At 70.1% G+C, this 25548-nt stretch carries 17 protein-coding genes; 13 read left to right on the forward strand and 4 right to left on the reverse strand.

Annotated features, from left to right (window positions below; translation table 11 throughout):
- The first annotated feature begins 290 nt into the window (after nucleotides 1-290).
- The gene (locus tag I4J89_RS19085; RefSeq protein ID WP_196415341.1) at nucleotides 291-1292 is read left to right on the forward strand and encodes a TerC family protein; all 1002 of its coding nucleotides are present in this window, start codon (nucleotides 291-293) and stop codon (nucleotides 1290-1292) included.
- A gap of 315 nt (nucleotides 1293-1607) precedes the next feature.
- Here the strand turns inward: I4J89_RS19085 and typA are convergent, their stop codons facing one another.
- A complete protein-coding gene (gene typA, locus I4J89_RS19090) occupies nucleotides 1608-3473 on the reverse strand; it encodes a translational GTPase TypA (protein ID WP_196415342.1) in 1866 nt (621 codons plus the stop codon).
- A 149-nt stretch (nucleotides 3474-3622) separates the two neighbouring features.
- Here typA and I4J89_RS19095 point away from each other — a divergent pair, with 149 nt between their 5' ends.
- Nucleotides 3623-4420: a transglycosylase SLT domain-containing protein gene (locus I4J89_RS19095; RefSeq protein ID WP_196415343.1), complete on the forward strand. Its 798-nt coding sequence runs from the start codon at nucleotides 3623-3625 to the stop codon at nucleotides 4418-4420.
- A 185-nt stretch (nucleotides 4421-4605) separates the two neighbouring features.
- Entirely contained in the window at nucleotides 4606-5031 is a 426-nt protein-coding gene (locus tag I4J89_RS19100) for an uL11 family ribosomal protein (RefSeq protein ID WP_196415344.1), read from the forward strand.
- A 50-nt stretch (nucleotides 5032-5081) separates the two neighbouring features.
- Here the strand turns inward: I4J89_RS19100 and I4J89_RS19105 are convergent, their stop codons facing one another.
- A complete protein-coding gene (locus I4J89_RS19105; RefSeq protein ID WP_196415345.1) occupies nucleotides 5082-5708 on the reverse strand; it encodes an ATP-dependent Clp protease proteolytic subunit in 627 nt (208 codons plus the stop codon).
- 167 nt (nucleotides 5709-5875) lie between these two features.
- Here I4J89_RS19105 and I4J89_RS19110 point away from each other — a divergent pair, with 167 nt between their 5' ends.
- From I4J89_RS19110 to I4J89_RS19120, 3 genes are all read left to right on the forward strand, one after another.
- Complete coding sequence (locus I4J89_RS19110) at nucleotides 5876-11383, forward strand: AAA family ATPase (RefSeq protein ID WP_196415346.1); 5508 nt, start codon at nucleotides 5876-5878, stop codon at nucleotides 11381-11383.
- A gap of 95 nt (nucleotides 11384-11478) precedes the next feature.
- Nucleotides 11479-11988 (forward strand): SigE family RNA polymerase sigma factor, encoded by a 510-nt coding sequence (locus I4J89_RS19115; RefSeq protein WP_196415347.1) that lies wholly within the window; start codon nucleotides 11479-11481, stop codon nucleotides 11986-11988.
- Between the two features lie 16 nt (nucleotides 11989-12004).
- Complete coding sequence (locus I4J89_RS19120) at nucleotides 12005-12694, forward strand: hypothetical protein (RefSeq protein WP_196415348.1); 690 nt, start codon at nucleotides 12005-12007, stop codon at nucleotides 12692-12694.
- A 54-nt stretch (nucleotides 12695-12748) separates the two neighbouring features.
- Here the strand turns inward: I4J89_RS19120 and I4J89_RS19125 are convergent, their stop codons facing one another.
- Nucleotides 12749-13405 carry an MBL fold metallo-hydrolase gene (locus I4J89_RS19125; protein WP_196415349.1) on the reverse strand — a complete coding sequence of 219 codons (657 nt, stop codon included), beginning with the start codon at nucleotides 13403-13405 and terminating at the stop codon, nucleotides 12749-12751.
- On the reverse strand, nucleotides 13402-14106 hold the full coding sequence (locus I4J89_RS19130; RefSeq protein ID WP_196415350.1) for a maleylpyruvate isomerase family mycothiol-dependent enzyme: 705 nt from the start codon (nucleotides 14104-14106) through the stop codon (nucleotides 13402-13404). Before I4J89_RS19130 ends, I4J89_RS19125 begins: the two co-directional genes overlap by 4 nt.
- 243 nt (nucleotides 14107-14349) lie before the next feature.
- Between I4J89_RS19130 and rsgA the strand changes: the two genes are divergently transcribed.
- The 7 genes from rsgA to I4J89_RS19165 all read left to right on the forward strand — a co-directional run bounded on the left by rsgA (nucleotide 14350) and on the right by I4J89_RS19165 (nucleotide 25547).
- Nucleotides 14350-15375 (forward strand): ribosome small subunit-dependent GTPase A, encoded by a 1026-nt coding sequence (gene rsgA / locus I4J89_RS19135; RefSeq protein ID WP_196415351.1) that lies wholly within the window; start codon nucleotides 14350-14352, stop codon nucleotides 15373-15375.
- Between the two features lie 209 nt (nucleotides 15376-15584).
- Complete coding sequence (locus tag I4J89_RS19140; RefSeq protein ID WP_309238369.1) at nucleotides 15585-17390, forward strand: hypothetical protein; 1806 nt, start codon at nucleotides 15585-15587, stop codon at nucleotides 17388-17390.
- 128 nt (nucleotides 17391-17518) lie between these two features.
- Nucleotides 17519-20470, forward strand: a complete 2952-nt coding sequence (gene uvrA, locus I4J89_RS19145) for an excinuclease ABC subunit UvrA (protein ID WP_196415352.1) — start codon at nucleotides 17519-17521, stop codon at nucleotides 20468-20470.
- A gap of 232 nt (nucleotides 20471-20702) precedes the next feature.
- Nucleotides 20703-21215: a Rieske (2Fe-2S) protein gene (locus I4J89_RS19150; RefSeq protein WP_196415353.1), complete on the forward strand. Its 513-nt coding sequence runs from the start codon at nucleotides 20703-20705 to the stop codon at nucleotides 21213-21215.
- Between the two features lie 102 nt (nucleotides 21216-21317).
- Nucleotides 21318-23441, forward strand: coding sequence for an excinuclease ABC subunit UvrC (uvrC, locus tag I4J89_RS19155; protein WP_309238370.1), 2124 nt, complete (start codon nucleotides 21318-21320; stop codon nucleotides 23439-23441).
- 112 nt (nucleotides 23442-23553) lie between these two features.
- Nucleotides 23554-24456, forward strand: a complete 903-nt coding sequence (gene rapZ, locus I4J89_RS19160) for an RNase adapter RapZ (RefSeq protein ID WP_196415483.1) — start codon at nucleotides 23554-23556, stop codon at nucleotides 24454-24456.
- A complete protein-coding gene (locus tag I4J89_RS19165) occupies nucleotides 24453-25547 on the forward strand; it encodes a gluconeogenesis factor YvcK family protein (RefSeq protein WP_196415354.1) in 1095 nt (364 codons plus the stop codon). Before rapZ ends, I4J89_RS19165 begins: the two co-directional genes overlap by 4 nt.
- Nucleotide 25548 lies beyond the last annotated feature (1 nt).

The raw sequence follows: 25548 nt of genomic DNA on the forward strand, positions 1-25548 counted from the left end.
TAAGTCGAGTATGGCCGGGATGGGTGGTTTGACCGCGAGTCCCGCCACTCCTCGGCCTCCCGATGTGCCGTTCGCAACCAGGATGCGCAACAATGGCTCATGTGGGAGGGGAGTATTCCCCCGCTCCGGTCTCGTCAACACGGAACGCCCCCTGAGGCGAGCCCGGGGCCGGTGGTCGCGGATCGACTCGGTCGTCCGTGGCGGAAGAGACCTCCGACAGTCGCACGTCGCTGCTCTCGCTCGATCTCAGGGTGGGCGCAGCGACGACCCGTGTCTGCCGGAGGTCCTCGTTGAACGTTCCCGCCTGGGTCTGGGGTGTCACTCTTGTCGCCCTCATCGCTGTGCTCGCCGTCGATCTTCTGATCATCGGGCGCAGACCACACGAACCCAGCATGAAGGAAGCGGGCAGCTGGGTCGCGTTCTACGTCGGCCTCGCCCTGGTCTTCGGCATCGGTGTCTGGGTCGCGGCCGGTGGGCAGGCGGCGGGTGAGTTTTATACCGGCTGGCTCACCGAGTATTCGCTGAGCGTCGACAACCTCTTCGTCTTCGTGATCATCATGGCCCGCTTCGCGGTGCCACGACACCTTCAGCAGAAGGTGCTGCTGATCGGCATCGTGCTCGCGCTCGTCATGCGTGGCGCGTTCATCGCCGCCGGCGCCGCGCTGATCTCGCAGTTCTCCTGGGTCTTCTACATCTTCGGCGCGTTCCTCGTCTACACCGCGATCACGCTGGTGAGGGACGGGGAGAACGACGAGGAGGACTTCAAGGAGAACATCCTCATCCGCTGGGCGAAGCGGGCACTGCCGCTGTCGAGCTCGTTCGGCGACGGCCGGTTCAGTGTGGTCACCGAGACCGGCAAGCGGCTGTTCACCCCGATGCTGATCGTCATGATCGCGATCGGCACCACCGACCTGATTTTCGCGCTCGACTCGATCCCGGCGATCTTCGGCATCACCAAGGAGCCGTACCTGGTCTTCACCGCGAACGTCTTCGCGCTGATGGGCCTGCGCCAGCTCTTCTTCCTGCTCGGCGGCCTGCTGGAGCGCCTGGTCTACCTGAACATCGGCCTGGCCGTGGTGCTCGCCTTCATCGGTGTGAAGCTGGTCCTGGAGGCCCTGCACACCAACAGCCTGTCGTTCATCAACGGTGGGCACGGTTTCCACTGGGCACCGGAGATCCCGATCTGGCTCTCCTTGCTGATCATCCTCGGCACGCTGGCCGTAGCCACCGTCGCGAGCCTGATGAAATCCTCCCGCGACCGGAAGCGCGAGCTGATCAGCACCAAGAACTGAGGATCAAAGCCCCTCTTCGGTACGGCCGGAGCGCCGTTCCGCACCATCCGGACAGAGCGACGAGCCCGGGCGACCATCGGTCGCCCGGGCTCGTGGCATTCCGTCGCGCCCGTGGCGGAGTAGGCCCCACCCAGCCCGGCGGTCGCGGTGCGGCCTCGAGCGCGCACCGGCTCGCGCGGCAGGGCGGGCAGGTGTGGGCTGGCGGGACTGCCTGCCGCGTACCGAAACGGGGTCTTGAAAGAAGGAAGGTGGCGTGCGGAGCTGGAGCGCAGGAACGGCCCGCCCACAGGGTGGGCGGGCCGTTCGAAGTGGGAGCTACTGCTGGTGCTTGCGGCGGGCCGCGGCGCGGCCCCGGACGGTCTGGTCCAGCTCGACCTTGCGGATGCGGACCGCGGCCGGGGTGACCTCGACGCACTCGTCCTCGCGGCAGAACTCCAGGGCCTGCTCGAGGGACAGCTTGCGCGGCGGGATCAGGCGCTCGGTGTTGTCGGCGCTCGCGGCGCGCATGTTGGTGAGCTTCTTCTCCTTGGTGATGTTGACGTCCATGTCGTCCTCGCGGGAGTTCTCGCCGACGATCATGCCTTCGTAGACCTCGGTGCTCGGCTCGACGAAGAGCTGGCCGCGCTCCTGCAGGTTGATCATTGCGAAGCCGGTGACCGCGCCGGCCCGGTCGGCGACCAGGGAGCCGTTCTGGCGGGTGCGGAGCTCGCCGAACCACGGCTCGTGGTCCTCGTAGAGGTGGTGCATGATGCCGGTGCCGCGGGTCTCGGTGAGGAACTCGGTGCGGAAGCCGATCAGGCCGCGCGCCGGGACGAGCCACTCCATCCGCAGCCAGCCGGTGCCGTGGTTGATCAGCTCCTGCATGCGGCCCTTGCGGGTGGAGAGAAGCTGGGTGATCGCGCCCATGTACTCGTCGGGGGCGTCGATGGTGAGCCGCTCGACGGGCTCGTGCACCTTGCCGTCGACGGTGCGGGTGACGACCTGGGGCTTGCCGACGGTCAGCTCGTAGCCTTCGCGGCGCATCTGCTCGACCAGGATGGCGAGGGCGAGTTCACCACGGCCCTGGACCTCCCAGGCGTCGGGGCGGTCGGTTGGGAGGATCCGGAGCGAGACGTTGCCGATCAGCTCCTTGTCGAGGCGGTCCTTGACCATGCGCGCGGTGACCTTGGCGCCCTTGACCCTGCCGACCAGCGGTGAGGTGTTGGTGCCGAGGACCATGGAGATGGCCGGCTCGTCGACGGTGATCAGTGGCAGCGGGATCGGGTTCTCCGCGTCGGCGAGGGTCTCACCGATCATGATTTCCGGGATGCCGGCGAGGGCGATGATGTCGCCGGGGCCGGCGCTCTCGGCGGGCTTGCGCTCGAGGCCCTCGGTGACCAGCAGTTCGGAGATGCGTACGTTGGAGATCGTGCCGTCGGTCTTGCACCAGGCGACGGTCTGGCCCTTGCGGATGGTGCCCTCGTGCACGCGGCACAGCGCGAGCCGGCCGAGGAACGGCGAGGCGTCGAGGTTGACCACGTGCGCCTGCAGCGGCGCGCCCTCGGTGTAGGTCGGGGCCGGGATGGTCTCGAGGATCGTGCTGAACAGCACCTCGAGATCGGTGGAGTCCTCGGGGACGGTGCCGTCCTTGGGCTGGGTCAGCGAGGCGATGCCGTCGCGGGCGCACGCGTAGACGATCGGGAACTCGATCTGGTGCTCGTCGGCGTCGAGGTCGAGGAAGAGCTCGTACGTCTCGTCGACGACCTCCTTGATCCGGGCGTCCGGCCGGTCCACCTTGTTGATGATCAGGATGATCGGCAGCTTGGCGTGCAGCGCCTTGCGCAGCACGAAGCGGGTCTGCGGCAGCGGGCCCTCGGAGGCGTCCACGAGCAGCGCGACGCCGTCGACCATGGTGAGGCCGCGTTCGACCTCACCGCCGAAGTCGGCGTGGCCGGGGGTGTCGATGATGTTGATGGTGACGGGCTCACCGTCGGCGGGCCGGTAGCTGATCGCCGTGTTCTTGGCGAGAATGGTGATGCCCTTTTCCCGCTCCAGGTCCATGGAGTCCATGACGCGGTCGGCCATCTCGCCGCGCGCGTGGGACTGGCTGCCCTGGCGCAGCATGGCGTCGACCAGGGTGGTTTTGCCATGGTCGACGTGAGCGATGATGGCGACGTTGCGTAGGTCGGTGCGGGTCTGCATACACCCATTGTCCCCGGCTCAGGTTGCTGTTCGAGGCGCGGGGTCAAGACCCGAATCTTGTGCTCTTTTGGCCGGTTTCGAGTGCAGCGAAGATCACCCAGCTGCTGTTAACGTTCCTCATCGATGTTTTACGGGGGAGGTTCGCATCGATGAAGACGCGTCTCGCTGTAGCGGTGATCGCATTGATGGTGGCGTCCGGCTGCGGCGTGGTCGGCGGAGGCGACGCGGACACGGCGGCGCCGGCGCCGGTGGCCGCGACGCCGAGCGACGTGCCAACCTCGACGGAACTCCTGGAGGAGCCGACGGAGGAGCCCACCGCGGAGCCGTCCCCGACGCCGTCCAAGACGAAGCCGAAGAAGCCGAAGCCGAGCGCGACCACGCCCACCGAGGACCCGTTCAACTTCCAGCTGCCGGAGTGCGCCGAGCTGGTCGGCAAGGCGGTCTCCAAGGCGAAGGCGAAGGCGGCGCTGAACGCGGCAGCGGCCAAGACCTACTGGCCGGGGTCGGCGCCGACCCTCAAGGTGCCGGCCGACCTGGTGCGGTCGGTCGCCTGGCACGAGAGCGGCTGGACCTCGAACATCGAGAACTGCGACGGCGGCTTCGGGCTGATGCAGGTGATGCCGGACACCGAGGCCTTCATCAACCAGCGCTTCGAGAAGTCCTACGACTTCCGGGACTACCGGCAGAACGCGATCATCGGGGCGAACCAGCTGGCCTGGCTCACCAAGTACTTCGGCGAGAAGTACTTCAAGAAGAAGTACGACCTGAGCACCTCGAAGTGCGCCTCCGACTCCTCGCCGTGCCTACTGAACCTGGTGATCGACGGCTACAACATGGGCTACGGAGAGACCGAGGCGGCGTTTCTGAACAACAAGAAGCTGTCCAACCCCGATTACGTCCACCTGATCCGGGCGAACATGCGGGATTGCGACTGCGACCGGTACTGAGCCGGGGCGGTCCCGGGGCGACCCGGACCGCGAGCTACACTGGTCGGCGGACCCGAGACCCCGCTTACTGAGCCGTTTTGACCCTCTCGTCAGGGCGGTAGTAAGGTCTCGGGGTTGTCGTGTGTCGTTGATGCTGGCGAGCTGCGTTGTCTCGGCCCGCAGCTCACCCTAAGGAGCCTTACCCAATGCCTCCCAAGAAGAAGACCCATGAGGTAACCCTCGCGCTTGAGGCGGGTAACGCCGCGATGGTCGACCTCGGTAAGATGCTTGGCCCGACCGGTGCCAACATGCGTGCCGTCAAGGTTGAGTACGACGAGGCCACCGCGAAGAACCGGGGCGAGATCATCCCGGTCATCGTCTCGGTCTACGAGGACCGCAGCCACACGCTGGCCTACAAGACGCCGCCGACCAGCTTCCTCATCCGGAAGAGCCTCGGCATCCAGTCCGGCGCCGCGAACCCGCTCACCACGACCGTCGGGACGCTCAGCGCGACCCAGGTCAAGGAGATCGCGGAGCGTAAGCTGCCCGACCTCAACGCGAACGACCTGGACGCCGCGATCAAGATCGTCGCCGGCACCGCCCGTTCCATGGGTGTGAAGGTCGCGCTGTAACACCTGATCGATCGAAACGGGCCCCGGTGCGAACCGGGGCCCGTTTTGCGTCAGCGGCCTTTCGGGGCGACCACCTCGTCGATCAGCCCGTACTCCAGGGCCTCGGCCGCGCTCAGGCTCCGGCCGGACGAGAGGTCGTCCTCGATCCGGCTGCGTGGCTTCCCGGTGACCTCGGCCAGCCGGAGCACCGCCTCCTCCAGCTCGCGCAGGTGCTGCCCGGCGGCGGCGGCCACCTCGTCCGCCGTACCGGTGACGCCGCCGGCGCGCGGCTCGGCGAGCTTGAACCGGGCGTGCCGGTACGCCGCCCGCCGATCCGCCGCGGCCAGGACCGCCAGCACCGCCCCACCCGCCTCGGAGGTGACCAGGGCGTGCACCGGGGCGGTCAGTGCGTCGATCACGTCGATGACCGACAGCGCCGCGCTCAGGTCGCCGCCCGGACTCGCCACGTGCAGCTGCACCGGCTCCGGGCCGGCCGAGTCGAGGGTGAGCAGCGCCGCCGCGATGCCGGTCGCCGCCTCGTTGGTGAGCTGCCCGCGGAGCATCACGATCCGCTGGTCGAAGAGCCGCTCCTCGAGCCACCCGGGCAGCCCGGGCCCGCCGGGCAGATGCGGTTGCCACTCGGGAGGCTGGTTGGGCGGGGGGAACCCCCAGCGGGACGGATCATGTCGCAGGTTCACCGCTACCTCCAGTGCTCGAGGGCTTCCGCCAGCGTAGCCATCGGAGCGGGCATCGATGATCCTTCAGGGTTGTTCGGTGCGAAGCCGGGCTGGAACAGGTCATCTCCGAGGAAGCCACCCAGCCGGATAAATAAGAAAAATCATGGCACAAGGGGCATTATGCAACTGTGGGCGAGGAGGTGCTGTATACCAGCCACCGGACTCGGGTCTATCGCCGGATCGCACTCGACGGCCACGGAACCGTCGTCTGCAAGCGGGCCACGGGTTCCGGCGCGGTGCGGCGTATCGAACACGAGCAGGCCGTGCTGCGACGCCTCGCCGGTATCCCGGGCGTACCCCGGCTCGCTGCCCACCAGGCCCGTCAGCTGCTGATCGTCGAGGACGACGACGCCAGCACACCGGTGAACACCCGCCTGCCGATCGCCAGCCTCGTCCAGACCGCCCGGGAACTGGCAGCCACGTTGGCAGCGGTGCACCGGGCCGGCGTGGTCCATCGCGACGTCACCCCGGCCAATGTCATCCTGCCGTCCACCGGGCGGCCGGTGCTCATCGACTATGACCTGGCCCTGGTCGACTCGCCGGCAGCCGACCCCGCATCGGCTGGCGGGCTGATCGGCACGCTGGGTTACCTGGCGCCGGAGCAGACCGGCCGGACCGGGCTCGCGGTGGACTGCCGTGCCGACCTCTACGGTCTGGGAGCCACCCTCTACGCGCTGGCAGTCGGCACGCCACCCTTTCCCGGCGACGACGCCCTTGAAGTCGTCCGCGACACCCTGGTGCGAGTGCCTGTCGCGCCGGCCGGCCGGCGCTCCGACGTCCCACGCCGGCTCAGCGAGATCATCATGCGGTTGCTCGAGAAGGATCCGGACTGCCGTTACCAGAGCGCTGAAGGGCTGGCGCACGATCTCGCGCGTTGCGCCACCGACCCGGACGGCCAGTGGCGGCTGGGCGAACGTGACTTCCCGGCCTTTCTGTCCGCACCCGCGCGGCTGGTCGGTCGCGACCGGGAGATCCGCTTGCTGGCCGGAGCACTGGACCGGGCGCTCACCGGCGACGGCCCGGCCATGCTGGTCACCGGCCCGCCTGGAATCGGCAAGAGCGCACTCGTGCAAACTCTCCGCCCGGCGGTCACCGAACGCGGAGGCTGGTTCGTCGCCGGCAAGTTCGACCAGTTCCGCACCGGTACGGGCAGCGGCGGCATAACCCGGGCAGTGTGCTTGCTGGGCCGCTTGCTGCTCGCGGAGCCGGAGCCGGAGGCGGCTGACGACCGGCAGCGGCTCCTCACCGCTCTGGGACCCAACGCCGCGGTCGCCACAGCTGCGATTCCCGAGCTGGCGGCCTTCATCGGCCGTCAGGACCCGCCGCAGTCCGGCGACCCGGCGGCTGCTCCGACCCGAGCCGGCGCCACGGTCGTCGCCCTGCTCCGGGCCCTCGCGGTCCGCCACCGGATCGTGTTCGTCCTGGACGACCTGCAGTGGGCGGGCAGCGTGTCACTTCAGATTCTGGACGCCATCGTCTGTGCCGGGCCGATACCCGGCTTCCTCCTCCTCGCCACGTATCGGGACGAGGAGGTGAGCGGGGAGCATCCGCTCACCTCCCTCGCCGCGCGCTGGCAACGCGACGGCCAGGCCGGACCGCCGGTGCGGCTCACCAACCTGAGCCGTGATGGTCTGGCAGAGCTGGCCGGCGCGGTGCTGCGTATGACGCCGGAGTCGGCGTCCGGCCTCGCGACCGCACTCGAGGCCGGCAGCGGTGGCAATCCGTACGGGACGGTCGAAGTGCTGAACGCGCTGCGTGCGGAGGGCCTGCTGGCTCTCGCGGAGGAGGGCTGGTGGTGGGACCCGGACGCCGTACGCGCGTTCGTCTCCCGCCATCGCGTCCCGCAAATGCTGGCGGCGAGACTGAAACAGCAGCCGGGCGCGACCCGCCGGTTGTCGGCCGCCCTCGCCTGCCTCGGTGGTGAGGTCCGCCCGGAGTTCCTCGCCGCCGCGGTGGCAGCACCCCGGACGGTTCTCATCCAGCAACTGGCTCCCGCGATCACCGACGGCCTGATCGCGGTGTCCGGCGCGGGAACCGTCCAGTTCCGGCACGACCTCATCCACCGGGCCGCCCGGGAGATCCTGCCGCGCGACGACCAGGATCGGTTACAGCTGGCCATGGCCCGGCGGCTGGCCCGGTGCGCGGATTACCAGCAGGAGGCCGCCGAGCAGTACCTCGCGGTGACGAGCCTGGTGCAAACGCCGAGGGAGCGACGATCCGCGGCCGCCCTGCTGCACGCTGCCGGCCGGCGTACGGCCCAGATGACGAACTATCCGGTGGCCGACGAGTTGCTCGACGCGGCGGGCCGGCTTCTCGACTCGATACCGGGAAGCCGTGATGCGCCGGCCCGCAATGCCATCGCGGTGGACCGGCACGCGACGCTCTACTGCACCGGCCGGCTCGCCGAGGCGGACCAGATCTACCGGGATCTGGCGGCCCGTTCACCGGCCCTGCTCACGCTGGCCGACGCCACCGCGATCCAGATCAACAGCCTCACCCAGCGGGGCGAGTGCCGCGCCGCCATCGCCCTGGGCTTGGAGGTGCTGCACCGGTTCGGAATCGAGCTACCGGACGACCTGGCGTCGGACGTCCGCAAGGAAACCGCCGAGCTGCGCGAATGGGTCAACCGGGTGCTGGCGCCCGCCGGTGAGCAAGGTCACCGGGCAGCGGAGGCAACGGACCCGCGGATTCTGGCGGTCGGCCGCCTCATCAACCGGCTGCTCCCCGCCGCCTTCCAGCGCGACCCGCTGCTGCACGCCTGGCTCGTACTTCAGGCATACCGACTGTGGCAGCGGGACGGGGTGTGCGCTCCGGTGATCGGCACTGTCGGCGCCGCCATCTGCGTGACGATCGACCAGTACGACGACTACCACACCGGTTACCTGCTGACCCGGTACGTCGTCGCGGTGGGGCGGGAACGCGGCTATCAGGCGGAGACGGGGATCGCCTGGTACATGCACCTGTTCCTGGCCGCGCACTGGTTCGAACCGCTGGAGGAGATCGGCGAGATCGCGCAGCAGGCCCGCGACGACCTGCTGGCCGCGGGTGACGTCCAGGTCGCGGGCCTGCTCTCCGCCAGGTTGCTGACCGTGGTCCTGGAAACCACCGACTCCCTGGAGACGTGCGCCGACGAGATCAGCGCCGCACTGGCCTTCGCCGAGCGCACCGGCAACCGGTCGGCGAGATGCACCATCCTCGGAAGCCGGCAACTGGTCCGCGCTCTCCGCGGGGAGACGGCCGGACCGGGATTGTTCGCCAGCGGGGACTTCGACGAGGTTGCCGTCCTGGACGAGCTGAGGTCCTACCCGCCGTCGCTGGCGACGTACCACATCAACCGGGCGCTCGGCGCACTGCTCTTCCACGACGCCGACGCCCTGGATCGCCACTCCGCTGCGGCGATGGCACACAGCAGGGCGGTCCGCGGGTTCTACGTATCCGCGCTCGCCCGTTTCATACGCTGCCTCAGCCTCGCCGCCCGGCTTCGTGAGCAGGGCGAGGGCAGCGATGCCGACAGCATCGCCGAACTGGCTGACGCCCGTGAGTGGCTCGCGCGACGCGCCGCCGACTCGCCGCGCAACTTCGGGCCACTGCTGCGACTCGTCGACGCCGAGCGCGAATGGGCGCTGGGCGACCCGGCCGCGGCGGCCCGCCATTTCGACGCCGGTCTGCACGAGGTCGCCGGGCGTCCGTGGCACCGTGCCCTGCTCGCCGAACGGGCCGCGCGATTCCATCTCGGCCAGGGTTTCACCTACACGGCACGCTCGCTCCTGGTGGAGGCGCGCGATACGTACCGGGCATGGGGGGCCGACGGCCGGCTGGCCCAGCTGGAGACCGAGCATCCGTTCCTGCGCGTCGTCGTGACCAACGGTTCAGACAGTGGATCCGGCACCGATCGGATCGACCTCATGGGGATCCTGAGGGCCTCCCAGGCGCTCAGCTCGCAGACCTCCCTGGCCGGGCTGGAGGCTCAGGTCGGAGACGTGCTGAGCGCCATGACCGGGGCGACCGACGTACGCCTCGCGCTGCGCCATCGGAAGATGTCGAGCTGGTACATGACCGCGATCGCCGGCCCCGGGCCGGTTTCGTCCGGCGCCGAGGCGGTGACCGATCCGGAGGCCGGCGCGCGTACCGGTGACTCCCGGCTCCCGCTGTCCGCCGTGCGGTACGTGCTCCGAACCCGGCAACCGCTGCTGGTAGCGGACGCGACCCGGGACGACCGGTTCGCCCGCGACCCGTACTTCGCCGGGCTCGGCACGTGTGCGCTGCTGGTGGTTCCGATCCCGAGCCGCAACGTCGAAGGTGCGGTCCTGGTGCTGGAGAACCACCGGCAGCGGGGAGTGTTCTCCACCGATCGCCTGGCGGCTGTTCAGCTCGTGGCCGGGCAACTCGCGGTCTCGCTCGACAACGCCCTGCTCTACGACTCGCTGGAGAACACGGTGCGGACACGCACTGCCGATCTCGCCGCCACCAACGGCCGCCTCGCGAAGAGCGAGCGCCGCCTGCGGTCGCATTTCGAACATGCCGCCGTGGGCCAGGTCATCCACGGCCTCGACGACCGGATCGAGGAGGCCAACCCGTCCTTCCTGGTGATGACCGGCCGGACGCTGAGGCAACTGGAAGGAAAGAAGCTGGCCGATCAGTTCGAACCGGCTGACCGAGCGGCTCACCGCCGCGACCTCGAGGCCGTCGCCTCCGGCCGGCAGAGGCTGATCGACCGAGAGCTGGTCCTGCTCCGCACCGGCGGTCGCCGTCTCGACGTACGCGTCACCGTCTCGGCCGTACCCGACGAGGCCGGCCGGCCCGCCCACCTCGTCAGCTTCTTCCAGGACATCAGCCGCCGGAAGGCCGCCGAGGCCGCCCGGGACGCGGCGCACCTCGAACTGGCCGATCGCAATCAGGAGCTGGAGGCCGCGAACCAGCTCAAGGCCGATCTGATCGGCATGCTCGGCCACGAGATCAACAATCCACTCGCGACCATTCTCGGCAACCTCGACCTGCTCCTGGCGGAGGAGACGCTGGCCCCGCAGGACCACGACGTGGTCGCCAAGGTGTACCGGACCACGCAGCGGCTCGCGACCATCGTCAACGAGGTGCTCGCCCTGGTCAGCCTCGATGCCGGCCGGCTCACCGCCACGCCCAGCGTGGTCCGCGTGGCCGACCATGTCGAGGCGGTACTGGCCGCCACCGGCACTACCGGCGTGGCCGTCAGCTGCCCGCGGGACCTGAACGCGGAGGTACAGCCCAGCCATCTCGACCAGATCCTGACCAACCTGGTCAGCAACGCGGCCAAGTACGGCGGCGGGGTGACCGCCATCATCGTCCAGGGCCCCGACGAGGCGGGGGGCGAGGACCGGCCGGTTGTCACCATCGAGATCCGCGACGAGGGTCCCGGCGTGCCACCGGAGTTCCGCGACCACCTGTTCGACCGTTTCGCCCGGGCGGAGCCCACCGCCGGCAAGGTAGCCGGCACGGGTCTCGGCCTCTACATCGTCCGCGAACTCGCCCGCGCCAATGACGGTGACGTCCGGTACCGCCCCGCACCGGTCCGCGGGTCGAGCTTCATCCTCACGCTTCCGTCGGCCGCGGCCGCGGTAGCGGACCTAAGCACATCGTCGTACGAGCGTGTGCCCGGCTGACGAGAGGACACCGCGTACCTTCGCTTCTTGACGCGCGTGCAACCCCACTGGGACGGCAGTCGTCAGGGAGGTGTGAGAGCGAAGGAGGGGCTCGTGTGAAGAACGAGCGGGATGAGCAATTCCACCAGTTCGTGGTGACCCGGCGTGCCGGACTGGTGCGTACGGCGACTCTGCTCACGGCGGGCGACGCCCACCTGGCGGAGGACCTGGTGCAGTCCACACTGACCAAGCTGTACGTCGCCTGGCCGGCGTTCCAGCGGGCCGACAACCCCGACGGATATCTGCGCCGGGTGCTGGTCAACGCGTTGACGGACGAGCGGCGGCGGTGGTGGCGGCGCCGGGAACGGCCGATGGCCGAGGTTCCGGACCACGCCGTGGCCGAGGCCGTGCCCGGTGATCTGGAGGACGGGCTGCGCGCGGCCCTGACCCAGTTGCCGCCACGGATGCGGGCCGCTCTGGTGTTCCGCTACTTCTACGACCTCGACGTCGCCGACACCGCCGACGCCCTCGGCTGTTCCGAGGGAACGGTGAAGAGCCAGACCGCCCGGGCCCTGGACCGGCTTCGCGCGGTCATCGGCCAGAACCCGTCCTTCGCACTGCGCTGACCAGGAGAATCATCAAATGCAGAACCTGTATGACGGGCTGGAGCGGATCGCCGGCCCAGTCAACGAACCGACTACCGACCAGATCGAGGCCGACCTGTACCGGGGCCGCCGGGCCCTGCGCCGCCGTCGTGTGACGCAGTCCGCCGCCGGTTCGGTCTTCGCCGTGGCCGCGATCGCCGCGGCGTTCACTTTCACCACCGCCGGCTCGCCGGCATCCGTCACCCCCGCGCAGCCGCAGGCCATCGCGCCGGCGACCGTCCCGGCCAGACCCTCGGCCACCACCGGGGACGCCGCCCCGAAGATCGAGCTGAAGTCCTACACCGGCAAGCAGCCGAAGGGCTTCATCCTGGACAAGGTCCCGGCCGGCTGGGAGGTCCAGGGCGTGACCGAGGCGGTGCTGACCCTGGCGCCGATCGGCATCGCGGACCAGGAGGTGAACAGCTTCGAGGGCAAGGTCGCCGTGATGCTCCAGTCGGTCGACGACACTGCGACGCCGAAGGGCGAGGTGGTGAAGGTCGGCAAGGACCGCGGCGTGCTGAAGAAGGCGGAGGACCAGACCGACGGCTGGACCCTCTTCGTCGACCGTAAGTCCGGTCCCCGCCTGCAGGTGCAGGTCTGGGACGGTCTCGGCTGGACCGGTGAGCAGGTCGTCGAGTTCGCCGCGGGCATCACGGTGACCAAGGACGCTCAGCCCGGTCACGGCTGAGGCAGGACGGGGAGACCGGGACGAGGTAGGCGTCCCGGTCTCCCCGGGCATGAGTCACCAGCCGCGGGCGCGCCACTCGGCCAGGTGCGGACGCTCGGTGCCGAGGGTGGAGTCCTTGCCGTGGCCGGGATAGAACCAGGTGTCGTCGCCGAACCGGTCGAAGAGCTTGTGCTCCACGTCGTTGATCAGAGACGTGAAGTTGTCCTTGTTGCCCCGGGTGTTGCCGACCCCGCCGGGGAAGAGGCTGTCGCCGGTGAACAGGTGCACCCGCCCGCCCGGCTGCCGGTACGCCAGAACCACCGAACCCGGCGTGTGCCCCACCACATGGATCACCTCGAGAGCGTGGCCGCCGACCTCGACGACGTCGCCGTCGCGCAGGGTGTCGGTCACCACCGGGATGGCCGGAGCGTCGTCCGCGTGCGCCAGTGAGGTCGCCCCGGTGGCCTTCACCACTTCCGCCAGCGCGACCCAGTGGTCCTGGTGCCGGTGGGTGGTCACCACGGTCCGCAAGCCGGCCGGGCCGATCAGGTCCAGCAGTGTCGCGGCGTCGTTGGCGGCGTCGATGAGCAGCTGCTCGGAACCGGCGCGCAGCAGGTAGGCGTTGTTGTCCATCGGGCCGACCGACACCTTGGTGAGGGTCAGGTCGTCGCCGAGGGCGCGGACCGCGGGCTCTCCGCCGGCCCGGACGTCACCGGTGTAGTCGTCGCTCATTTCCACCTCGCGGGAATCGGTAGCTCGCCGTCCGGCGAGACGGTCAGGTCGGCGCCGTCGGCGCGGCCGGCCAGCCAGGCGGCGATCGACTTGGTCGGTCCGCCGACCACCGGGCCGTCCCCGGCGCCGATCACCAGGGGATGCTCCAGCCCGAACGGGCGCAGCACCATGGCCGGCGACCCCTCGGGAGCGGCGGTGACGATCTCGCGGAGCAGCCGCACGGCGAACGCGTCCGACCAGTCCGCCGGTGTGTAGCCGCGACCCAGGTCGACGTGGTGCACCTCGACCTCGCGAAGCCGCGCCCACGGCACCCCGGCGGCGGACTGGCCGATCGGTGGCGGCAGCTGGAAGGCCCATGCGGCGGCGGGCATCGCGGCGGCCGCGTCGGCGAACCGCGCGTGCGCGTCGCGGATGTCGGCGATCTGCTCGGCGAGCGGCCGTCCGGCGCCGGCCTCGATGCCGGCCTCGCGGGCAGCGGGCCCGGCGTACGCCGGGGTCTCCACGCCGGTGCGTGCCCAGGTCAGCATGTTCGTGTACGCCTCGGCGTTGCGCGCCACATGGGTCAGCACGTGTCCGACGGTCCAGCCCGGGAGCGCCGACGGCTCGCGCACCGCGCCGTCGTCCAGGCCCTCCGCCGTGCGCAGCAGGGCCTCGGTCGCCGCCTCCACGTCGGTCATCAGCACGAGCGGGTCGATGGTCATGACCGGCGACCTCGCAGGCGGCGGGCAGGCGGGCAGGAGATGGCGAACACAGTCACGGATCGACCTTATCGGGCGCCGGCGGAATTCGCTTTCGCCTCGATGTCGTGGACCGTACCGTCGTTGCCAGACGCGAAAAGACCGAACCCGCGGGGAGGTGAGGAACGTGCTGTTCGAGATCGCCGCGTCCCTTCACCAGGGGGCTTTCGCCTGACGGGCGTGTCCCCTCGACCGTAAAGGGCTTTCATGTCGTACGACCTGTCCCAGCTCGGCTGGGACGAGACTTTCGCATCCGCGTACCGGCCGTTCGACCGTACCGACGCCGTCCCGGGCCGGGTGTTGCGCGCCGACCGTGGCATCAGCACCGTGCTGACCGCCGACGGGGTGACCCGGGCGAGCCTCGGCGGCTGCGTCCTGATCGACGCCGCCCGCGATCCGGCCGGGCTGCCGTGCGCCGGTGACTGGGTGGTGCTGCGCCGATGGCCGGACCGGCGGACCACGTGCGAGATGGTGCTGCCGCGCCGGACCGTACTGATCCGCCGTACCGCTGACAAGGACGCCTCCGGCCAGGTGCTGGCCGCCAACATGGACACCGTCGCGGTGGTCGAGCCGATCCATCCCGAGCCCGACGAGGCGCGGATCGAGCGACTGCTCGCGCTGGCCTTCGAGTCCGGCGCCGAGCCGGTGCTGGTGCTCACCAAGAGCGACACGAGCCGCGACCCGGACGCGGTCGCCCGGCAGCTCGCCGGGATCGCGCCGGGCGTGCCGGTGCTGCCGGTCAGCGTGCAACGCGGCATCGGCGTCGACCAACTGCGCCGATATGTCGCGCCCGGGCGCACTTGTGCGCTGCTGGGTCGCTCCGGCGCCGGCAAGTCGACGCTGGCGAACGCTCTGGCCGGCGCGACGGTGATGCCGGTGCAGGCGATCCGCGACGTGGACGGCAAGGGCCGGCACACCACCGCCTACCGGAACCTGGTGATGCTGCCGGGCGGCGGTGCGGTGCTGGACACGCCGGGCATCCGCGGCGTGGGCCTGCTGGACACCGGCAGCGGCCTGGAGCGGGCCTTCGCCGACCTGACCGAGCTGGCCGCGAGATGCCGCTTCGACGACTGCGGGCACGAGGCCGAACCGGGTTGCGCGGTGCAGGCCGCCCTCGCCGACGGCACGCTGACGCCGCGCCGGCTGGCCAGCTGGCGCAAGCTGCGCCGCGAGATCGAGGTGGAGAGCGGGCGTCGCTCCGAGCGCCTCGCGAAAGCTCGGCGCGGAAGATGAAAACCCCTTTCCGGTACGCCTGACGAAGAGTCCCGCCACGGCCGGCGCGGCCGGGTGTGGCTGGCCGATCGCGTGGTGATGCGGGGACGGGGTGGGCGGCCGGGACGGCCGTTCACGCGTACCGGAAAAGGTGTTGTCGCACGTTGATGGGTGCCTCGCGCTGGGCGGCCGTGTGGGTGTGCGGTCGCGGCTCTGGCAGAATTCGGCCGGTGCGTGCGGCAGAAGAGATGATCGAGGAGCCGGTGGCGACCACGGAGGAGGCCCCCGTCACACCGGTGTCCGGCCGTCGTCGGCGGATCGACCTCTGGGTGCTGCTGGGCTACCTAACGCTGGCCGTATTGGTGACGATCCAGCTGTGGATCGACCCGAACGGCCGGGTGCTGGCCGGCAACGACGACGACCACGGCGTCTTCCTGGCCGTGCTGGCGCATGCCGAGCGGGTGGTCTTCGACGGCGCCGACCTGTTCTGGAACGACCGCCTGAACGCGCCGGTCGGCGTGAACATGATGGCGAACACGTCGATCTTCGCGCTGAGCCTGCCGCTGGCGCCGATCACCCACTTCTTCGGCGCCGGTGTGTCGGTCGCGGTGCTGCTCACCGCGGGCCTGGCCGGGACCGCGTTCGCCTGGTACTGGGTGCTGTCGCGGCACCTGGTGGGCAGCCGGCTCGCGGCCTGGATCGGCGGCGCCTGGTGCGGTTTCGCGCCGACCATGGTGTCGCATGCGAACGGGCATGTGAACTTCGTCAACCAGTACGTCGTGCCGTTCATCGTCTGGCAGGTGCTGCGGCTGCGCGAGCCGGGCCGGACGGTTCGCGGCGGAGTGATCCTCGGCCTGCTGATCGTGTTGCAGTGCTTCATCAACGAGGAGACGCTGCTGTTCACGGCGCTCGCCCTGGGCGTCTTCGTGCTGGCCTACACCGTGCTGCGCCCGCGCGAGGTGGCCGAGGTGTGGCGGCGGTTCACCGCCGGGCTGGCGGTGGCCGCGGCGACCTCGTTCGCGCTGCTGGCCTACCCGCTGTGGTACCAGTTCTTCGGGCCCGGCAACTATCACGGGCAGCCGTTCTCGCCGTCGGACTACGTCACCGACCTGGCTTCCCTGGTCTTCTTCGCGCGGCAGTCGCTGGCCGGTTACGGCGCGCTGACCCGGGAGATGAGCGTGAGCGCCACCGAGGACAACACGTTCTTCGGCCCGGCCGGCCTGGTCATGATCATTGTGGCCACGGTGATGCTGTGGCGTTCGGTGGCGGCCCGGTCGGCCGCGATCGCCGGCCTGGTGCTGCTGCTCATGTCGATGGGCCCGGAGTTGCGGGTGTTCGGCCACGACACCGGCATCCCGCTGCCGTTCGGCCTGATCAGCCACGTGCCGGTGATCGACCTGGTGAGCGTGACCCGGTTCGCGATGGTGCCGGCCACGGTGGCCGGGGTGCTGCTGGCGCTCGCCGCCGACCGGATCCGCCAGTACCCGCCCCGGCGGCGCCGGTGGTTCTGGATCGGCATGGTCCTGGCGCTGGTGCCGCTCATCCCGAAGCCGATCCCGGTGGTGGCCGGGGACCCGATGCCGCCGTTCCTCACCGAGGGGATCTGGCGGCGGTACGTCCCGGAGGGCCGCACCCTGGTCACCGTGCCGCTGCCCGAGGTGACCACCGGGCGGACCGGGATGCGCTGGGTGACGCTCTCGAACTTCGACTACGCGACGCCGCGCGGCTACTTCATGGGCCCGGCCGATCCGCCGCACGACGACACCGGCTCGTGGCGCGCGCCGGTCCGCTTCACCTCCGACCTGCTGTGGCGGGTCCGCGAGTACGGCTGGCGTCCGACGCTGACCGAGGCCGACCGGGAGAAGATCACCGCGGATCTGGTGTACTGGCGTACGGCGGTGGTGGTGCTGATCCCGAACGGGCGCAACGTCGCGGTGCAGCGGGCCACCCTGGTCGACGCGCTGGGTGAGCCGCAGTTCGTCGGCGGTGTCGAGATCTGGGACATGCGGAAGCTGCCTGTTCCCCCTGCGGAGTGACGTCCCATCTGGGGGAATGCCCGGCATGTGGAACGCGCTCTACCTAGGCCGACAGAAAATGTCGTACCCCGTGGCTAGAGTGTCCGCGGCTCTGCTCTATTTCAAACACCTGTACGGAGAGGCTGACCGTGGCCGACCGACTGACCATTCGCGGCGCTCGCGAGCACAACCTGCGCGACGTCAATCTCGACCTGCCCCGAGACGCCCTGATCGTCTTCACCGGGCTGTCCGGTTCCGGCAAGTCGAGTCTCGCGTTCGACACGATCTTCGCGGAGGGACAACGGCGTTACGTCGAGTCGCTCTCGTCGTACGCGAGGCAGTTCCTCGGCCAGATGGACAAGCCCGACGTCGACTTCATCGAGGGTCTGTCCCCGGCCGTCTCGATCGACCAGAAATCGACCTCGCGCAACCCGCGCTCGACCGTCGGCACGATCACCGAGGTCTACGACTACCTGCGTCTGCTGTTCGCGCGGACCGGCATCCCGCACTGCCCGGTCTGCGGCGAGCGGATCAGCCGGCAGACCCCGCAGCAGATCGTCGACCGGGTCCTGGCGATGCCCGAGGGCACCCGGTTCATGGTGCTCGCCCCGGTCGTGCGCGGCCGCAAGGGTGAGTATGTCGATCTTTTCGCCGAGCTCCAGGCCAAGGGCTACGCCCGGGCCCGGGTCGACGGCACGGTTCACCCGCTCACCGAGCCGCCGAAGCTGAAGAAGCAGGAGAAGCACACCATCGAGGTGGTGGTCGACCGGCTCAGCGTCAAGCCGTCCAGCAAGCAGCGGCTCACCGACTCGGTGGAGGCGGCGCTCGGCCTGGCCAGCGGCGTCCTGCTGCTCGACTTCGTCGACCTGCCGGAGGACGACCCGGAGCGGGAGCGCCGGTTCTCCGAACACCTGGCCTGCCCCAACGACCACCCGCTCGCCATCGAGGACCTCGAGCCGCGGGTGTTCTCCTTCAACGCGCCGTACGGCGCCTGTCCCGAGTGCTCCGGCCTCGGGACGAAGAAGGAGGTCGACCCCGAGCTGATCATCCCGGACGAGGAGGCCAGCCTCCGCGCCGGCGCGATCCAGCCGTGGGCCGGCGGCACCACCCAGGAGTACTTCCTGCGGCTGCTGGAGGCGCTCGCCGAGGCCGAGAAGTTCAGCCTGGACACGCCCTGGCGGCAGCTGTCCAGCCGGGTGCAGAAGACGATTCTGTACGGCGCGGAGGACCAGGTCCACGTGCGGTACCGGAACAAGTACGGCCGTGAACGCTCCTACTACACCGGCTTCGAGGGCGTGGTGCAGTGGATCGAGCGGCGGCACAACGACACCGAGAGTGACTGGTCGCGCGAGAAGTACGAGGGGTACATGCGCGACGTCCCCTGCAAGGTGTGCGGCGGCGCCCGGCTCAAGCCCGAGGTGCTCGCGGTCACCGTGGCCGGCAAGAGCATCGCCGACGTGTGCAACCTGTCCGTGGGCGAGTGCGCCGAGCTGCTGTCCGGGCTGGAGCTCGACGACCGGCAGAAGATGATCGCCGAGCGGGTGCTCAAGGAGATCAACGCGCGGCTGCGGTTCCTGGTCGACGTCGGCCTGGACTATCTGTCGCTGGACCGCGGGGCGGGCACCCTTTCCGGCGGTGAGGCCCAGCGCATCCGGCTGGCCACCCAGATCGGCTCCGGTCTGGTCGGCGTGCTCTACGTGCTGGACGAGCCGTCGATCGGCCTGCACCAGCGGGACAACCACCGGCTGATCGAAACCCTGGTCCGGCTGCGCGACCTGGGCAACACGCTGATCGTGGTGGAGCACGACGAGGACACCATCCGGACAGCGGACTGGATCGTCGACATCGGCCCGGGCGCCGGCGAGCACGGCGGGCAGATCGTGCACAGCGGCAGCGTCGAGGGGCTGCTCGCCAACGAGAAGTCGCCGACCGGGGCGTACCTGTCCCGGCGCAAGTCGATCCCGGTGCCGGCCACCCGCCGTCCGCAGACCCCGGAGCGGGAGGTGGTGGTGCAGGGGGCGCGCGAGCACAACCTCCGCAACCTGACCGTGCCGTTCCCGCTCGGCCAGTTCATCGCGGTCACCGGTGTCTCCGGCTCGGGCAAGTCGACGCTGGTCAACGACATCCTGCACACCGTCCTGGCGAACCAGGTGAACCGGGCCCGGATGGTGCCCGGCCGGCACACCCGGGTCACCGGGATCGAGCACGTCGACAAGGTCGTCGGGGTGGACCAGTCGCCGATCGGGCGTACCCCGCGGTCGAACCCGGCCACCTACACCGGTGTCTTCGACCACGTCCGCAGACTGTTCGCCGAGACGGCCGAGGCCAAGGTGCGCGGCTACGGCCCGGGCCGGTTCTCCTTCAACGTCAAGGGCGGTCGCTGCGAGAACTGCTCCGGCGACGGCACCATCAAGATCGAGATGAACTTCCTGCCGGACGTGTATGTGCCGTGCGAGGTGTGCAAGGGCGCCCGGTACAACCGGGAGACCCTGGAGGTGCACTACAAGGGCAAGACCATCTCCGAGGTGCTGAACATGCCGATCGAGGAGGCCGCGGACTTCTTCGCGGCGCTCCCGGCCATCCACCGGCACCTGCGGACCCTGGTCGACGTCGGTCTCGGCTACGTCCGGCTGGGCCAGCCGGCGACCACCCTCTCCGGCGGTGAGGCGCAGCGCGTCAAGCTCGCCTCCGAGCTGCAGAAACGCTCCACCGGCCGGACCGTGTACGTGCTCGACGAGCCGACCACGGGCCTGCACTTCGAGGACATCCGCAAGCTGCTCATCGTGCTCAACGGCCTGGTCGACAAGGGCAACACGGTGATCACGATCGAGCACAACCTGGACGTCATCAAGACCGCGGACTGGCTGATCGACATGGGTCCCGAGGGCGGCAGCAAGGGCGGCATGGTGCTGGCCACCGGCACACCTGAGGAGATCGCCGAGGTGCCGGACAGCCACACCGGCCAGTTCCTGCGGCACATGCTGGGGCGGACCGGCAAGGCGAAGGGCGCCCCGGCGGCGACGGCCCGGGCGGCGAAGGCCAACGGGGTGAACGGGACCCGGCCGCGGGCCACCCGGTCGCGGGCCAAGGCGACCGCCTGATACAGGAGAGTCTCAGGTAACTCATAGCTACCACGCCCGGTCGGGGCAATAGTCTCGACCAGGTGTTGGCCTGTTCGGCTATCGCCGGACGAAGGCTTACCAATCAGGCGAAGCCGCTACCCCGTGGCGGAGAATCCCGACTGATGCGTGAACTGATCGCGGTGGTGGTTGCGTACCTAGTGGCGACTCCGCGTGACTTTCGGAGCAGAAACCAGGTACTGGAGGGCGACATATGACTGACGTGCAGACGAGGACCGACGCCGACCCTCAGCCGGAGCGAGCGGGCAGCACCTCGACACGGCGCGTCGTCCTGCTGAGCGCCGGTGCGCTCGGCGCGGGCGCGGTCCTGACCGCCTGTGGCACCGACACCAGCGGCACCAACCCGAACGGCACCGACTTCGACAGCAACCCGGTTCCGGCCGGCAGCACCGGAGCGCAGGCCGACTCGGCTGGTGGCAACGCGGGCACGGTGCTCGTGGCGGCGTCCGAGGTGGCCGTCGGCGGTGGTGTGATCAAGGGCGACTACGTGATCACCCAGCCCGAGGAGGGCACCTTCAAGGCATTCAGCAAGATCTGCACGCACCAGGGCTGCCCGGTCACCGAGGTCAACGACGGATCGATCCTGTGCAAGTGCCACAACAGCGCCTTCTCCATCAAGGACGGCGCTCCCACGGCCGGCCCGGCCGCCAAGCCGCTGGCCGAGACCAAGGTCCAGCTGGACGGCGACAACGTGGTCGCGGCCTGACCGAGACACCGGGACGACGTGGCCGGAGATCCGGCGCCGTGGCGGCGGCACCGGACCTCCGGTCGGGCAATTCTGTCAGTCCCAGGCACTAGGGTTGGAGTTGTGCCAGACCCGTCCACCTATCGCCCCGCTCCCGGTACCATTCCGGACGCTCCCGGCGTCTATCGCTTCCGTGATCCGGCCGGGCGGGTGATCTACGTCGGCAAGGCGAAGAGCCTGCGCAACCGCCTCAATTCGTATTTCGCCGATGTCTGGTCGTTGCACGCGCGGACCCAGCAGATGGTCACCACCGCGGGCAGCGTGGACTGGGTCACGGTGGGCACCGAGGTCGAGGCCCTCCAGCTGGAGTTCTCCTGGATCAAGGAGTTCGACCCCCGCTTCAACGTCAAATATCGCGACGACAAGTCGTACCCGTTCCTCGCCGTCACCCTCGACGAGGAGTACCCGCGGTTGCAGGTCATGCGCGGCGCCAAGCGCAAGGGCGTGCGCTACTTCGGACCGTATTCGCATGCCTGGGCCATCCGCGAGACGCTCGACCTGCTGCTGCGGGTCTTCCCGGCGCGGACCTGCTCGTCCGGCGTCTTCAAACGGCACGGCCAGATCGGCCGCCCCTGCCTGCTCGGCTACATCGGCAAGTGCTCGGCGCCGTGCGTCGGACAGGTCAGCGCCGAGCAGCACCGCGCGATCGTGGACGACTTCTGCGACTTCATGGCCGGGCGGACGGACGCGTTCGTGAGGCGGCTCGAGAAAGACATGTTCCGGGCCTCCGAGGAGCTGGAGTTCGAGCGGGCCGCCCGGCTGCGCGACGACATCGCGGCACTGCGCCGGGCCATGGAGAAGCAGACCGTCGTGCTCGGCGACGGCACCGACGCCGACGTGGTGGCCTTCGCCGAGGATCCGCTGGAAGCGGCGGTGCAGGTCTTTCACGTGCGCGACGGGCGGGTCCGCGGCCAGCGGGGCTGGGTGGTGGAGAAGGTCGAGGACCTCACCACCGGCGATCTGGTGCACCACTTCTGCACGCAGATGTACGGCGGTTTGCAAGGCGAGGGTGACGTGCCGCGGGAGCTGCTGGTGCCGGCCCTGCCGGACGACGCCGACGCCCTCGCCGACTGGCTCACCCAGCACCGGGGCAGCCGGGCCACCCTGCGGGTGCCGCAGCGTGGCGACAAGAAATCGCTGATGGAGACCGTCGCCCGTAACGCCGCCGAGTCGTTGCAACGGCACAAGCTGCGCCGCGCCGGCGACCTGACCACCCGCAACAAGGCCCTGGAGGAGATCGCCGACGCGCTCGGCCTGGACACAGTGCCGCTGCGCATCGAGTGTTTCGACGTGTCGCAGATTCAGGGCACCGACGTGGTCGCCTCGATGGTGGTCTTCGAGGACGGCCTGGCCCGCAAGAGTGAGTACAGGCGATTCGCCGTCCGCGGCAACGCGACCGACGATCTCTCCGCGATGAGCGAGGTGCTACGGCGGCGATTCGCCCGGTTCAAGGCTCAGGAGGGTGCGGACGCGCCACGTGACCAGCCGGAGTCGGATGTCGCGGACGAGACGGCCGACGCCAAGCTGCACGGCCTGGAGCCGGCTACCGCCGAGTTGCCCGGGGTGGACCCGTTGACCGGCAAGCCGCGCCGGTTCGCGTACCCACCTCAGCTGGTCGTGGTCGACGGTGGCCAGCCGCAGGTGAACGCGGTCGCTGCGGTCTTCTCGGAGCTGGGCATCACCGACGTGGCGCTGTGCGGGCTGGCCAAGCGCCTGGAGGAGGTGTGGCTGCCCGGCGAGGACTTCCCGGTCATCCTGCCGCGCACCTCGGAGGCGCTCTACCTGCTCCAGCGGGTCCGGGACGAGGCGCACCGGTTCGCCATCACCTTCCACCGGCAGCGCCGCTCCAAGCGGATGACCGCCTCCGCGCTGGACGACATCGCCGGCCTCGGTGAGGTCCGGCGCAAGGCGCTGCTGCGGCACTTCGGCTCGCTCAAGCGGCTCGCCGCCGCCACCCCGGAGGAGATCACCGAGGTGCCCGGCATCGGCCGGCGCACGGCGGAGATGGTGCTGTCCGCGCTGAACCAACCGGCGGCCGGCGACAGCCCGGCGGCGCAGCCGGCCGCTCCCGGCACGGTTCCGGCCGGCGGTGCCGGCCGGTCCATCGCTCGCAGCAGCCAGAGCGGCCGGGGAAGCCGCGCGGTGGCCCCCGGCGTTGACACCGATGGCGGGCCGGGCAAGCCCTGACCGGTAGCGGACAGGCTGTCCGGCGGTCGGCGAGGCATATGACGGCCTAGGATGTTGTGTCCGCCCGTGCGGATCGGGCGAAGCGACGCGGGAGGCGTGCGTGACGGAAGCGATGCCGGACCTCGGATCGAACGAGGTGGTCGAGCCGGACGAGGCCGGTACCGATCTGGTGGTGGTGACCGGTCTCTCCGGCGGTGGGCGCAGCACGGTGGCCCGGGCCCTGGAGAACGTCGGGTTCTATGTGGTCGACAACCTGCCGCAGGCTCTCATGCTGGAGATGGCCGAGCTGGCCTTCGCCGCCGGTGGCGCGGCCCGCCGGACCGCGATGGTGCTCGACGTGCGCAGCCGGGCCTTCTCGACCGACCTGGCGGGCGCGGTGCGTGCGCTCAAGGAGCGCGGCTTCTCCCCGCGCGTGGTCTTCGTGGACGCCGATGACGAGGTGCTGATCCGGCGGTTCGAGTCGGTCCGCCGGTCGCACCCGTTGCAGGGCGACGGGCGGCTGGCCGACGGCATCGCCGCCGAGCGCAAGCTGCTCGAGGAGGCCCGCGACCAGGCCGACGTGATCATCGACACCAGTCACCTCAACGTGAACCAGTTGCGGCGGCGGGTCGAGGAGCTGTTCGGCGGGGAGGACTCCCGCAAGCTGCGGATCACCGTGCTCTCCTTCGGCTTCAAGTACGGCCTGCCCCCGGACGCCGACTACGTGCTGGACGCCCGGTTCCTGCCCAACCCGTTCTGGGTGCCGGAGCTGCGCGAGCACACCGGCCTGGAGGAGGGGGTGAGCAGCTATGTGCTCGGCCAGGAGGGCGCGACCGACTTCGTGTCGACGTACGCCCAGCTGATCGCGGCGACCGCGCCGGGCTTCGAGCGGGAGGGCAAGCGGTACCTCACCGTCGCCATCGGCTGTACCGGTGGCAAACACCGCAGCGTCGCGATCGCCGAGGAGCTGACCTCGCGGCTGAGCGGGATGCGCCTGTCCGCGCACACCTCGCACCGCGACCTGGGGCGCGAGTGACGGCCCCCGGTCGCGGGAGCGGCCCGGTCCGGGTGGTCGCGTTCGGCGGCGGGCACGGACTCAGTGCCTCGCTGCGCGCCCTGCGGCACTGCGCCCGCGATCTGGAGCTGGAGATCACCGCGATCGTGACGGTCGGTGACGACGGCGGCTCCAGCGGCCGCCTTCGGGTCGAGCGGGACGCCCTGCTGCCCCCGGGCGACCTGCGGCAGGCGCTCGCCGCACTGGCCGCCGATCACCCGACCGCTCGGCGTACGGCGAGCCTGATGCAGCACCGGTTCGCGGCGATGCCGGACGCCGAGCCCGCCCGGCCCGCCGTGCCGGCCCAGTCCAACGCTGAGATCAACGGCACATATCCGGTCGACCGGGTGCTCACCCGGGGCCCGCGGATCGAGCGCAGGGCCGACCGCACCAAGGACACCCTGGCCGGGCACACGGTCGGCAACCTGCTGCTGCTCGGCCTGATCGAGATGCTCGGCGATCCGGTGCTGGCCCTCGATCACGCCGCCGAGATGGTCGGCGCGCAGGGCCGGGTGCTGCCGATGGCCTTGCACGCGGTCGGCATCGAGGCGGACATGCTGGTCGCCGGTGACCGGCCGGTGACGGTGCGCGGGCAGCACTCGGTGGCCGTGGCGGACGGCCGGGTCGAGGCGCTGCGCCTGGTGCCGGAGGACCCGCCGGCCTGCCCCGAGGCGATCGAGGCGGTCCGCGCCGCGGACTGGCTGATCTTCGGCCCGGGCAGCTGGTACACCAGCGTACTGCCGCATCTGCTGGTCCCGGAGCTGGCCGCGGCCATCGTGGCGAGTCCGGCGCGCCGGCTGGTGACGCTCAACCTGAGCGCGGACCGGGAGACCGCCGGCCTCTCCGCAGCCGATCACCTGGCCACCCTCCGGGCCTACCTGCCTCAGCTGCGGGTGGACACCGTGCTGGCCGACGCCAAGTGGGCCGGGGAGCCGGAGCCGGTCCGGGCCGCGGCCCGGGAGTTGGGCGCGGAGCTGGTTCTGGCACCCGTCGCCGTTGCGGACGGCAGCCCACGGCATGATCCTCAGTCATTGGGCGTTGCACTGGTGCCAGTATTGGGCGCCGCTCGTTAGG

This window comes from Actinoplanes aureus, assembly GCF_015704865.1.
GTDB lineage: Bacteria > Actinomycetota > Actinomycetes > Mycobacteriales > Micromonosporaceae > Actinoplanes > Actinoplanes aureus.